At 71.7% G+C, this 12,351-nt stretch carries 12 protein-coding genes; 4 read left to right on the forward strand and 8 right to left on the reverse strand.

Annotation, left to right across the window (positions count from 1 at the left end):
* Positions 1-14: 14 nt before the first annotated feature.
* The 8 genes from JR064_RS19985 to def form a co-directional block, all read right to left on the reverse strand.
* Positions 15-1,049: a CDP-glycerol glycerophosphotransferase family protein gene (locus JR064_RS19985; RefSeq protein WP_206230885.1), complete on the reverse strand. Its 1,035-nt coding sequence runs from the start codon at positions 1,047-1,049 to the stop codon at positions 15-17.
* Positions 1,049-1,882: a glycosyltransferase family 2 protein gene (locus tag JR064_RS19990; RefSeq protein ID WP_206230886.1), complete on the reverse strand. Its 834-nt coding sequence runs from the start codon at positions 1,880-1,882 to the stop codon at positions 1,049-1,051. The genes JR064_RS19985 and JR064_RS19990 overlap by 1 nt, the downstream gene beginning before the upstream one ends.
* 84 nt (positions 1,883-1,966) lie before the next feature.
* A complete protein-coding gene (locus tag JR064_RS19995) occupies positions 1,967-3,265 on the reverse strand; it encodes an O-antigen ligase family protein (RefSeq protein ID WP_206230887.1) in 1,299 nt (432 codons plus the stop codon).
* A 53-nt stretch (positions 3,266-3,318) separates the two neighbouring features.
* Positions 3,319-4,356, reverse strand: coding sequence for a glycosyltransferase (locus JR064_RS20000; RefSeq protein WP_206230888.1), 1,038 nt, complete (start codon positions 4,354-4,356; stop codon positions 3,319-3,321).
* Positions 4,357-4,414: 58 nt separating this feature from the next.
* The gene (locus JR064_RS20005; RefSeq protein ID WP_191825136.1) at positions 4,415-6,130 is read right to left on the reverse strand and encodes an ArnT family glycosyltransferase; all 1,716 of its coding nucleotides are present in this window, start codon (positions 6,128-6,130) and stop codon (positions 4,415-4,417) included.
* A 25-nt stretch (positions 6,131-6,155) separates the two neighbouring features.
* Entirely contained in the window at positions 6,156-7,496 is a 1,341-nt protein-coding gene (gene rsmB, locus JR064_RS20010; protein ID WP_206230889.1) for a 16S rRNA (cytosine(967)-C(5))-methyltransferase RsmB, read from the reverse strand.
* A 16-nt stretch (positions 7,497-7,512) separates the two neighbouring features.
* Positions 7,513-8,436, reverse strand: a complete 924-nt coding sequence (gene fmt, locus JR064_RS20015) for a methionyl-tRNA formyltransferase (RefSeq protein ID WP_206230890.1) — start codon at positions 8,434-8,436, stop codon at positions 7,513-7,515.
* A 114-nt stretch (positions 8,437-8,550) separates the two neighbouring features.
* Positions 8,551-9,063, reverse strand: a complete 513-nt coding sequence (def, locus tag JR064_RS20020) for a peptide deformylase (RefSeq protein WP_206230891.1) — start codon at positions 9,061-9,063, stop codon at positions 8,551-8,553.
* Positions 9,064-9,200: 137 nt separating this feature from the next.
* Here def and JR064_RS20025 point away from each other — a divergent pair, with 137 nt between their 5' ends.
* The 4 genes from JR064_RS20025 to JR064_RS20040 form a co-directional block, all read left to right on the forward strand.
* Positions 9,201-10,337, forward strand: a complete 1,137-nt coding sequence (locus JR064_RS20025) for a LysM peptidoglycan-binding domain-containing protein (protein ID WP_206230892.1) — start codon at positions 9,201-9,203, stop codon at positions 10,335-10,337.
* 82 nt (positions 10,338-10,419) lie between these two features.
* A complete protein-coding gene (dprA, locus tag JR064_RS20030) occupies positions 10,420-11,574 on the forward strand; it encodes a DNA-processing protein DprA (RefSeq protein WP_206230893.1) in 1,155 nt (384 codons plus the stop codon).
* 43 nt (positions 11,575-11,617) lie between these two features.
* Positions 11,618-12,091 carry a DUF494 family protein gene (locus tag JR064_RS20035; protein WP_003470396.1) on the forward strand — a complete coding sequence of 158 codons (474 nt, stop codon included), beginning with the start codon at positions 11,618-11,620 and terminating at the stop codon, positions 12,089-12,091.
* Positions 12,092-12,113: 22 nt separating this feature from the next.
* On the forward strand, positions 12,114-12,351 hold a 238-nt coding region (locus JR064_RS20040), incomplete at its 3' end, for a DUF4339 domain-containing protein (protein WP_206230894.1).

Consider the following 12,351-nt stretch of genomic DNA (forward strand, 5'->3'; position numbering starts at 1 on the left):
GGCCACGCGCCGGATCAACGCGCGCCGCGCCCCCAGTAGCCGATGCGCCGGCGGATCTTCAGCTTGCGCCAGAAATTCCACGGCTTGCGCCTGGGATTGCGTCCACCCTCGGCGACGAAGTCGTCGATCGCGCGCAGCACGCGCTCGCTGGACTGCCCGTCGCGGTAGGGATGCAGGCCATCGGCGAAGTCGCGGATCGCCGCCATCAGTTCCGGCGGCCGCGCCAGCGCGCGGCGGATCGCCGGCTCGAACTGCGCGGGGTCGTCGATGTCGATCAGCTGCGGGCCCGGGCGCCGGTTCTTGAACGTCACCACCGGCTTGTAGGTGAGCAGGAACTCGTTGAGCGCCGAGGAGGTGTCCGAGCACATCAGGTCCACCTGCGGGAACAGCTCCAGGATGTTGTCGTTGTCGGCGAAGCGCAGGTAGTCGTTCTCCAGCGCGCGATAGCGCGCCACCATCTGCCGGTCCATCTTCGGATGGAAGGTCACGATCCAGCGCCATTCGCCCGTGCGCGACAGCCGCGCGACCTCGTCGTGGAGGATGCCGGCCGCGCTCCACGACGGCGAGAACGTGGAGTGGTACAGGATCACCGGCGGTTGCCGCACCGGTGCCAGCTCGGCGCCGATCTCGCGCATGAACGGGTCGATCTTGGGGAAGCCGGTTTCCTTCACCGCGAAGTGGCCGAGCCTGCGCGCCAGCGCGCCGAACGCGGCGGTGTCGCGCGGGCCGGTGGTGCAGTACAGGTCGAAGAAACCGCGGACATAGATGTGCCGCGGCTTGCCGGCGTCGAAGCCGTGGAAGGTCTCGACCTTCACCCCGGGAAAGAAGTGCGGCACCGCGTTGCTGGAGGTGATCACCGCATACGGATTCCACGCCAGCACTTCCTCCACGGTCGCCAGGTGGCGCTCGTCGGCGCTCAGATCGGCGGCGCCGGGACCGTCGAAGAACCACGCCGCCTGGTCGCCGCGCGCGCGGATCGCGGCCTGCAACGGGCGCAGGATCGCCAGCGCATAGCGTTCGGATCCGTACAGCAGGTAATGCTTGCTCATCAGTGCTCCAGATCGTGCCGTTGCAGCTGCGCCCGCGCCTGCTCCACCGAGGCCGGGTTGACCTGCATCTCGTAGTAGCGCATGCGCTTGTACAGCGCGTAGCTGGCCGCGGTCTGCGCCACCACGAAGCCGCGCCAGCCATCGAGCACCGCCAGGCGCAGCAGGTAATCCTTGAGGAAGGCGCCGACGAACACGAACGGGCTCTGCCACATTCTCACCGGCTTGCGCTTGTCGCGCCAGCCGAGCGCCTTCAGTTCGGCGTAGCGCAGCACCTTGAGCTGCTTGTGCACCAGGGTCGGGTTGTGCAGGTGGTTGAACGGCGGCGCGAACTCGGCGCTGGCGCCGTCGAAGCGCAGCGATTCGTGCACCCGCGCATCGCTCCAGCGCGCGCGGCCGCGGTGGTACAGCCGCGCCAGGCGTTCGCCGACCATCGGCCGGTACCAGCGCATCGGCGCACCCATGTACCAGGTACTGCGGCGCAGCCACACCGCGTCCAGGCGGTCTTCGGCCAGGAGTTGCGGCAGCCGCGCCAGGCATTCGGCGCGCAGCGCGTCGGACAGGAATTCGTCGGCGTCCAGCACCAGGATCCAGTCGTGCGCGGCCTGGGTGGAGGCGAAGTTGCGCTGCGCGCCGAAGCCCAGCCAGGCCTGCTCGACCACGCGCGCGCCGTGCGCGCGGGCGATCGCCGCCGTGTCGTCGCTGCTGCCGCAGTCCACCACCAGCTTGTCGGCGGCGAACGGCACGCTGTCCAGGCAGCGCGCGATGTTGGCGGCTTCGTTGTAGGTCATCACCACCAGGCTGAGCGGCAAGGTGGTCGCGGCGGCGTCGGCCATGGCGCTCTGTATCCGGGGCAGCGGTGCACCCTGCGGTCGCGGCGCGGACGGCGCCGCGCCGGTCGGCGGTGCGGGATCGGCAGTCTACCGGCTTCCGGCAGCGCCTTCAGCGGCGCCGGCACGCGCGCGCGGCGCCTGCGCATCGCAGGCCGCCAGCCCGATCAGCACGCCGACCAGGGACACGTAGAAGCCGGTGGTGACCTGATGCGCGAACATCGACTGGGTCATGCCGCACAGGATGTAGGCGGCCACCACCATGATCCCGGTCGCGGCCGGGCCATGGAACTCGCGCCGCGGCCGCCGCCGGTACAGGCGCAGCAGCAGCCACAGCGGCACGCCGTAGACCAGCAGGATCAGCACGGTGCCGGGCAGGCCCTGGGTCGCGCTCCATTCGGCCAGGTCGTTGTGCGCATGGCCCAGATGGCAGCGCTCCACCCAGGTCTTGCTGCGGCAATCGGGCAGGCGCAGCATCGCGTTGTCGAAACGGCCCACGCCGACCCCGACCAGCGGATGCTCGACGAAGGTCGCCGCCGCCACCTGCAGCCGTTCGATGCGCGCCCCCGCCGAGGAATCGCTGTCGCCGCGCTCGTAGCGCTGCACGTCGTGGTGCAGTTCGGCCAGGCGGGTCTGCCGGGTCAGCGCCGGCACGCTCAGCACCAGCATCGCCGCCAGCGCCGCGATCGCGCCCAGGATCGCCAGGCGCATGGCGCCGCTGCGCCAGCGCACGCACAGCGCGGTGGCGACCAGCAGCAGCAACATGCCCAGCCACACGCCGCGGCTACCCGTGAGCAGGATGGTGGCGCAGCCGGCGGCGAGCGCCACCAGCGTCCATGGCCAGCGCCCGGGCGGGCGGCAGAACACCGCCACCACCAGCAGCACCAGCACCACGTCGGCGAGCACGATCGCGTTGGTCCAGCCCTCGGCACGCGGCTGGCCCTGCAGCACCTGCACGATCGCCAGCACCAGGGTGGCGAAGATGCCCAGCAGCGCGCCCCACCACAGCCCCTGCCGCGGTGGGCGCAGCGCGTAGACCCACAGCGCGGTCCAGGGCAGCACCAGAAAGCGGGTGCGGTTGTCGATGTCCTTCAGCGCCTGGCCGAAGTACAGCAGGGAGAACACCGACAGCACGATCACCAGCAGCGCCAGCACGGTCAGCCAGCGCAGCGAGGGCTGCAGGCCGGATGCGGCGCGGCGCATGCGGCCCAGCGCCAGCAGGCTGCTCGCCAGCAACAGCAGGCCGAACGGCAGCAGCCCGCCCGGCATGCTGACCACCAGGGCCGGCAGGCACAGCAGGCCCAGCGCGGCGCTCCACTCGGCCAACCTGTGGCGATGGGATGCGGCCGGCGGCCGCGCAGCATGGTGCGACGGGGCTTCTTCGGTCATCTAGGCGAGAACGGACGGGGGGACAGTGGGGGGCGATGATCCAAGTACGACCCCTAACCCGACCTGACCTGCACGCGGCCGGTCCCCGCCGGCGCCGACGTGGCCGGCGGCGGCGCATCGCCGAGCAGATCGGCCACCACCGCCTGCAGGCGCTCGCCGAACTCCTGCTGGCGCGACTCGAAGAACGTGCGCGCGGCAGTGCCCAGCGCATCGCATTGCATCGGCGCCAGGGCCAGCGCCTGCGCCATGGCCCGCTCGATGCCGGCCGCGTCGATGCGGTAGCGCACGCCGAAATTGTCCTCGCGCTCGCCGACCGGCTCGATCAGCACGCCGCGCTCGGCGGTCACCAGTTCGTTCATCGGCGCGCCGTTGGTGGTGATCACCACCGCACCGACGCTCAGCGCTTCCATGATGTAGTGGCCGAAGCCCTCGACCTCGGACGGGCACAGGTGGAAGCGATGCGCGTTCTGCAGCCGGCGCAGTTCATGCTGGTCCAGGTAGCCGGTCAGGTAGTCGATGTTCTCGGCATCGATCGGGCGCGATTTCTTCGCGCTCTGCACCACCGTCAGCCGCGGCCATTCCGGGTGCCGCGCCCAGGTCTGCAGCAGCACCGCGGTGCCCTTGGCCGAACTGCGCCCGGCCACATGCAGGCAGGCGCGCTCGCGCGGCACCTCCGGGCGGTAGCAGTCGTCGCTGCAGAAACCGATGAACGCGGTCGCCGGACCCAACGCGGCAAAGCGCTGCTCTGCCTGCCAGGTCTTGCACAGCACACGTTCGAAACGCGGCAGCCAGCGCAGCCACTTGCGGCGAAACCATTCCGGATTGGGCACCAGCGCGTTGCGCCTGCCGGCGCCCAGGCAGCGCGGATAGACCCGCTCCAGGAAAATCTGCAGGTCGGCGCGGCCGCGCAACAGGCTGCGCAGGGCCAGGCGCAGTTCGCGCAGGTGGTTGGCCAAACGCACGGTGCCGAAGCCGAGCACCTCCACCCGATAGCGGCCGCTGCTGCGCAGCGCCTCGGCGACCACCTGCAGGTCGCGGCTCAGGCCGCCGCCGTTGTCGCGGCTGATGACCCGGATCAGGCGCAGCGGCATGCCACGCCTCCCGCCCGCGCGGCGCCCAGATCGAGACCGACGCAGGCGCGGCCGCGGCTCACTCGAAGCGGTCCTTGTCCTGCTCGCGCAAGCGGTCGCGGTCGCCGGTGGTGACCGTGCAACGGCCGTGCACGGCGGCGGCCGGCACCAGCCACCAGTTGCGGCGGTTGGATACGCCGGCCAGGGTGCTGGCGCGGCGATCGACGCAGCCGAGCATCGCCGCCTCCTGCACCAGCAGCCAGCGCCGCTGCGGCGCCTGCGCCTGCCAGGCCACGCCGCGGCGCAACTGCTCGTCCCACGGCACCACGAAACCGAAGGTGGTGGCGGCGCGGTCGGCCATCAGCAGGTTCTGTTCCTTCCAGGCCACCAGGCCCAGTTCCGCGTCCGGCCCGATGCGGCGGCCGGCCGCCTCCATGACCCCGCGCGCGGAACTGGACGTGTTGATCAGCGGATACACCAGCAGCCCCACCAGCACCCACAGCATGCTCAGCGTGGACACCATCGCCAGCTCCGGACGCCGCCGCGCGAACACCGCCAGGCTGGCCACACCCCACAGGCCGAGCGCCAACAGGATCCAGGCCAGCGCCTGCACGGTCTGCAGATCGACGCCGCGCTGCTCCATCATCTGCGCGCGGAACCCGTGCCCGGCCAGGATCGCCGCGCCGACGCCGCCCAGCGCCACGGTCAGCACCACGGTGAACGCCAACAGCAGGCGCTTGACCCCGGTCTTGCGCAGCAGCCCCGGGATCAGCGGCGCCATCGCCAGGCACAGCATCGGCAGCGCCGGCAGGATGTAGACGTCGCGCTTGCCGGTGGGAATGGAGAAGAACAGTACGATCAGCGCCCACCACGCCAGCGGCAGCAGGTAGCGCGGATCGCGCCGGCGCAGGCGCCGCGCCCAGGCCGGGATCGCCCACGGCAAGGCCAGCAGCAGCGGCAGCCACATGCTCGGCATCACCCCGAAGAAGTAGAACGGCCCGTGCGGGTGATCCCAGGACCTGGCGTAGCGCCCGGCGGTCTGCCGGAACAGGATGTCGTCGAGGTAGGCGCGGTATTCGGGCTGATGCGCCGACAGCGCCGTGGTCACCATCGGCACCAGCCAGATCGACACCGCGCCCAGGAACGCCAGCGGCCCCAGCCAGAAGCGCGGATTGCGCGCGCCGATCCTGACCCCGCGCCACTGCGCCAGCGATGCCGCCGCGGCCGGCAGCAGCATCAGCAGCGCCAGCGCGCCCACGCCCTTGGTGATCGTGCCCAGGCCGGCGGCGAACCAGCCCAGTGCCCACATCCGCCAGTCGGGTCCGCGCAGCACGTGGCGCAACAGGCCGTAGTTGGCCAGGGTGATGTAGAACACCACCAGCGGATCGATCTGCGCCTTCTTTGCCTGGTAGGTGAAGTGGAACGCGAACAGCAGCGCATACGCCGCATACATGCCGACCCGGCGCGTCCACAGGCGCCGGCCCAGGTCGTAGACGCAGGCCAGCGTGCCCAGCCCGGCCAGCAGCGACGGCAGCAGGAACGCCACCCGCCAGTTGCCGAACAACGTGTAGAACGACGCCTGCAGCCACATCAGCATCGGCGGCTTGTCCGAGTACAGCTCGGTGCCGCGGTGCGGGAACAGCCAGTTGCCGCTGTCCACCATCTGCTTGGCGACCAGCGCGAAGCGCGGCTCGTCGGCCGGGTGCGGATCGCGCAGGCCGAGGCCCGCGCCGAGCACCAGCAGCGCAAGCAGGGCCAGCAACCAGAATTCTCGGGACGCGCGGGTCTTCAGCATGGGACGGGATGATACCGGGGCCGGTTCACGCCGTCTTGCGCAGCCGCGCATAGAAGAACCCGTCGCGGTCCTGCTCGCCGGGCAGGCGCTGGCGGCCGCCGCCGGACGCGTGGCCGCAGGCGGCGCCGGGGTCCTCGGCCATGGCGTCGGCGGTGCGCGCCAGGAACGCCTGCAGCTGGCGCGCGTTCTCGTCCTTCAGCAGGGAACAGGTGGCGTAGACCAGCACCCCGCCCGGCCGCAGCACCTGCCAGCCGGCATCCAGCAACCGCGCCTGCAGCGCCTGCAGCGCGACCACGTCCTCGCGCCGCCGGTGCAGCAGCACGTCGGGCTGGCGGCGCACGATGCCGGTGGCCGAGCACGGCGCGTCGAGCAGCACCGCATCGAACGCCTCGCCATCCCACCAGCTGTCCGGCTGCGCCGCATCGGCCGCCTGCAGCAGCGCCTGCGCGCCGGCACCGGTGCGGTCGAAGGTCTCGCGCACCCGCGCCAGGCGCCGCGGGTCCACGTCCAGCGCGGTCAGGCGCAGCGTCGGGTCGCGCTCGAGCAGGTGCGCGGACTTGCCGCCTGGCGCTGCGCACGCATCAAGCACGCGCGCGCCCGGCGCCGGCGCCAGCACGTCGGCGACCTGCTGCGCCGAGCCGTCCTGCACCGACACCCAGCCGTCGGCGAAGCCGGGCAAGGCGCTCATCGCCACCGATTCGGCCAGGCGGATCGCATCGGCCAGGTCCGGCACCGGCTGCGCGCCGATGCCAGCGTCGGCCAGCAACTGCAGATAGGCGTCGCGCGTGCTGCGCTGGCGGTTCACCCGCAGCCACAGCGGCGCCGCCTGCTGGCTGGCGGCGAAGATCGCTTCAGCCTGTTCCGGCCAGTCGGCGTGCAGCGCATCGCGCAGCCACAGCGGCCAGCCGGCGTCGGCGGCCACCGCCGGCAGCCCATCGCGCAGCGCGCGGCGCAGCAAGGCGTTGACCATGCCGGCCTGGCGCGGCCGGTCCAGCGCCCGTGCCGCCTCCACCGTCGCCGACAGCGCCGCGTGCGGCGCCAACCCCAGCACGTCGAGCTGGGCGAAGCCGGCCATCAGCAGCGTGCGCAGTTCGGCGTCGCGCTGCGGCAACTGCTTCTGCAGCCACAGCCGCAGCGCGGCCTCGTAGGCCGGGCGCCGGCGCAGCACGGCGAAGCAGATCGCCTCGACCAGGGCGCGATCGCGCGGATCGGGCAGCGCCGGCAGCGCGGTGGCCAGCTCGGCCTTCAGCGAACGGCCGCGGTCGATCACCGCGCTCAGTACGCGGGCGGCGACGACGCGGGGCGCAACGCCCGGCGGCGGCGGCGGCGGCGCGGCGGCAGGCGGCGCGGCAGGCGGCTGCGTCATGGGCGGTCGCGCTGGTTCAGGCCAGCACCGGCAGGTCGCGCCGGGCATTGAGGTAGTCGGCCGCGGTGATCGCCTTGCCGCCTTCGCGCTGCAGCACGCGCAGGCGCAACGCGCCCTGGCCGCAGGCGATGTCGATGCCTTGCCTGGAGGCGGCCAGCACCGTGCCCGGCGGCTGCGCATGCTCCAGCTCCAGCGCCACCGCGCCGTGGATGCGCACGCGCTCGCCGGCCAGCACCGCTTCGGTGACCGGCCACGGATTGAACGCACGCACCCGCAGCGCCAGCTGCGCCGCCGGCTGCTGCCAGTCCAGCCGCGCCTGCGCCTTGTCCAGCTTGTGCGCGTAGGTGACGCCGGCGTCCGGCTGCGGCTGCGGCACCGGGCGGATGCCGGCGCGCAGCAGGCCCAGGCCGTCGGCCAGCACCTGCGCGCCGAGCGCGGCCAGCCGGTCGTGCAGCTGCCCGCCGGTCTCGCTGTCGCCGATCGGGGTGCGCTGCGACATCAGCACCGGGCCGGTGTCCAGGCCCGCTTCCATCTGCATCAGGCACACCCCGGTTTCGCTGTCGCCGGCCTCGATCGCGCGCTGGATCGGCGCGGCGCCGCGCCAGCGCGGCAGCAGCGAGGCGTGCACGTTCCAGCAGCCATGGGTCGGGATCGCCAGCACCGCCTTGGGCAGGATCAGGCCGTAGGCCACCACCACCATTAGGTCGGGTTGCAGCGCGCGCAGGGTCTGCAGCGCCTCCGGCGAGCGCAAGGTCTCCGGCTGCAGCACCGGAATGCCGCGCGCGACCGCCTCCAGCTTCACCGGCGACGGCGTCAGCCCACGGCCGCGCCCGGCGGGCCGGTCCGGCTGGGTATAGACCGCGACCACTTCATGGCGCTGCGCAGCCGCGCGCAACGACGGCACGGCGAAGTCCGGCGTACCGGCGAAGACGATTTTCATTGGGCGGGGATTCGGGATTGGGAATTAGGGATTCGCAACGGCAGGGTTCGGCGACCGGAAGGGAATCCGACTCGCGCTTACGAATCCCCAATCTCCAATCCCGAATCCCGGCCTTCAGGCCACGTGCTTGCGCGCCTTGGCCAGCTTCTTGCGCACCATCTCGCGCTTGAGCGGGGAGAGGTAGTCGACGAACAGCTTGCCGTCCAGGTGGTCCATCTCGTGCTGCACGCACACTGCCAGCACGCCGTCGGCGGACAGTTCCTGCGGCTGGCCGTGGCGGTCCAGGTAGCGCACGACGATGCTGTCGGCACGGGTCACGTCGGCATAGATGCCGGGCACCGACAGGCAGCCTTCCTGGTACACCTGCTCGCCGTCGCGCTGCACGATCTGCGGGTTGATGAACACCTGCGGGGTGTTCTTCTCCTCGCTGACGTCGATGACCATGACGCGCTGGTGCACGTCCACCTGGCTCGCGGCCAGGCCGATGCCGGGGGCCTCGTACATGGTCTCGAACATGTCGTCGAGCAGGCGCTGGAACGCCGGCGCGGTCACGTCGGCAGGGTCGACCGGCACCGCCTTGGTGCGCAGGCGGGGATCGGGGAATTCGAGGATGGGAAGCAGGGCCATAGCGGTACCCAGATGGGGGCGCCGGAAAATTCGGCAAGACGTGGCAATTCTACCCCGTTCTGGCGCGAACGCTTGCGCCGCGCCCAGGGTTCTGGACTATAGTGCGCGGACCTGTTGGGGAATCAGGCTCCGCACTCATGTTCAAACGACTCCGTACGGTCGTCGCCGTGGCGATGCTTACCGTAGCGACCTATGCCGCTTCCGCGAGCATGGCTGCCGAACACCCTGACACCTACGTGGTGCGCAAGGGCGACACGCTGTGGGACATCGCCGGGCGCTTCCTCGGCAAGCCGTGGCTGTGGCCGGAAATCTGGCAGGCCAACCCGCAGGTGCAGAACCCGCATCTGATCTACCCCGGCGACGTGCTCAGCCTGGCCTACCTGGACCGGGTGGCGCGCGCCACGGTCAAGCCGGGCCCGCGCCAGGACGCGCCAATCGACGCGATCCCGCTGTCCGACGTCGAGCCGTTCCTGAAGAACCTGCGCGTGGCCGACAGCATCGACGAGCTGCCCTACGTGGTGGGCTTCGAGGACAACCGGCTGCGCGCCACCATCGGCCAGGTGGTCTACGCGACCGGGCTCAGCGACGCGCAGGTCGGGCAGCGCTACGCGGTGGTACGGCCGACCCTGCGCTACGAACTGCCCAGGCTCAGCGACGACCTGAACAACGAGGGACGCAGCACCCCGGGCACCGGCAACCTGTGGCAGACCTTCGTGGCGCCGGACAACAAGCGCCGCGAAACGCTGGGCTACGAGCTGGCCCAGGTCAATATCGGTACCGTCACCCGCGTTTCCGCCGACGATAGCCAGGCCACCACCCTGCTGCTGCAGGACAGCGCCCGCGAAGTGCGCGCCGGCGACCGCCTGATCGCGGTCCAGGCGCAGCCCTACGACCTGCAGTTCGTGCCGCATCCGCCCTCGGCGCAGGCGCTCGAGGCCGGGCTGCGGGTGCTGGCGGTGGCCGACGCGTTCAGCGCCGCCGGTCCGCGCGACGTGATCGCGATCTCCGGCGGCAGCCGCGAGGGCATCGACAACGGCACGGTGGTGTCGCTGTGGCGGCATGGCACCCGGGTCAACGACCGCGTGCACCGCCCGAACACCTCGCGCGCCGACGACGGCTTCACCGGCGGCCGCGGCTCGGTGGCCTTGCCCGACGAATACGCCGCGCACGCGATGGTGTTCCGCACCTTCGACAAGGTCAGCTACGCGCTGGTGATGGACGGCGTCAAGCCGACCCGGATCGGCTACGACGTGAAGCACCCGGACGCGCGCTGACCCGCGCACGCGGACAAGTCCTACATCCGCAGCAGACGGCGCCCGAGGGCGCCGTCTGCGTTTGCGGCCTAGCCTGGGGCCCATGTCCGCCCTGCCCGACCACGCACACCCCACCCCCGCAGACCCCGCATTGCTGGCGCTGTCGCTGGCCGGCGGCCCGAGCGCCCCGCGCAGGCGCCTGCTAGAGCGACACGGCAGCCCTGCCGCCGCGCTGGCCGCCGGCGCGGCGGCCTGGCAGGCGGCGGGGCTGGATCCGGCGCAGAGCGCGGCCCTGGGGCAGCCCGACCGCGCCGCGATGGACGCCGCGCTGGCCTGGCTGGCGCAGCCGCGCCGGCACCTGCTCGGCTGCCACGACCCCGACTATCCGGCGCTGCTGCTGCGCAGCCCCAACCCGCCGCTGGCGCTGTACCTGGAAGGCGACCCGGCGGCGCTGTGGCATCCGGCGGTGGCGGTGGTCGGCAGCCGCGCGCCCAGCGCCGGCGGCCGCGACAATGCGTATCGCTTCGCCCTGGCGCTGGCCACGTCCGGGCTGGCGGTGACCAGCGGCATGGCCGCCGGGGTCGATGCCGCCGCGCACGCGGCGGCGCTGTCGCGCCAGGACGGGCTGACCGTGGCGGTGGTCGGCACCGGCGCGGACCTGGCCTACCCGCGCCAGCATGCCGCCCTGCGCGAGCGCATCGCCGCGCGCGGCGCGGTGGTCAGCGAGCATCCGCCCGGCACCCCGGCGCGGCCCAGCCACTTCCCCGCCCGCAACCGGATCATCGCCGGACTGACCCTGGCCACCCTGGTGATCGAGGCCGCCACCCGTTCCGGCGCGCTGATCACCGCGCGCCTGGCGGCCGAGGCCGGGCGCGAGGTGTTCGCGCTGCCCGGCTCGATCCACAACCCGTTGGCGCGCGGCTGCCATCGCCTGATCCGCGACGGCGCCGGGCTGGTCGAAAACGCCGAGGAGGTGCTGGCCGGGGTCGCGCCGCTGGCCGCGGAACTGGCCGACGCCTTGCGCGGACGCCTTCGCGCCCCCACTGAGAGGATCGCCGACGACCCCGGCGCCATGCCGTCCTTCCCCGATCCGAACTACCAGCGCTTGTGGCAGGCGCTGGGCCACGACCCTACCTGTATGGATTCAGTGATCGCACGCACCGGATTGACGGCCGCGGCGGCCTCCTCCATGCTGCTGGCCATGGAACTGGATGGCTACGTGGCGGTCGAACGAGGTCGTTACACCCGCAAACCCTAGTTTCTTCACCTCCACAGCGTCTAGCGACGCAGGCCGAGGGGCAATGAAAGAGAGCATTCTGGATGTCCTGCTGTACCTGTTCGAACATTATTTCAGCGAGGATGCGGACCCGGTCCGCGATCGCGACTCCCTCCAGAATGGCCTGATCCAGGCTGGCTTCAGCCCCACCGAAATCAGCAAGGCGTTCGACTGGCTCGATGCCCTGGCCGACCAGCGGCCGGCCGTGCCGCAGCCGCGCATCGACGGCCCGATCCGCATCTACCATGGCCCTGAGCTGGACAAGCTCGACGTGGAATGCCGCGGCTTCCTGCTGTTCCTGGAACAGCACGGCATCCTCGACAGCGACCAGCGTGAACTGGTGCTGGACCGTGCGATGGCGCTGGACCAGGACGAACTGGACCTGGACGACCTGAAATGGGTGGTGCTGATGGTGCTGTTCAACCAGCCCGGCGCCGAGGCGGCCTACGCGTGGATGGAAACGCAGATGTTCGTCGACGAGCCGGAGCCGGTGCACTGAGGCACTGACGGGCCATGCACGGATGCACGAGGAACCGGTCCTGAGCGCCTGGTACTACGCCGACGCGGCGCGCCAGCGGCACGGCCCGCTGAGCACCGCGACGTTGCTGGAACGCCTGCGCGACGGGCTGCTGGAGCGCAGCACCCTGGTCTGGCGCGAAGGCATGCCGGAATGGCGGCCGCTGCACGCGCTTGCCGACGAACTCGGCCTGTCACCGACAGCCCCGCCGCCACCGCCCCCGCCCCCGCTGCCACCAGCGG

The organism is Xanthomonas bonasiae (assembly GCF_017163705.1).
Lineage (GTDB): Bacteria > Pseudomonadota > Gammaproteobacteria > Xanthomonadales > Xanthomonadaceae > Xanthomonas_A > Xanthomonas_A bonasiae.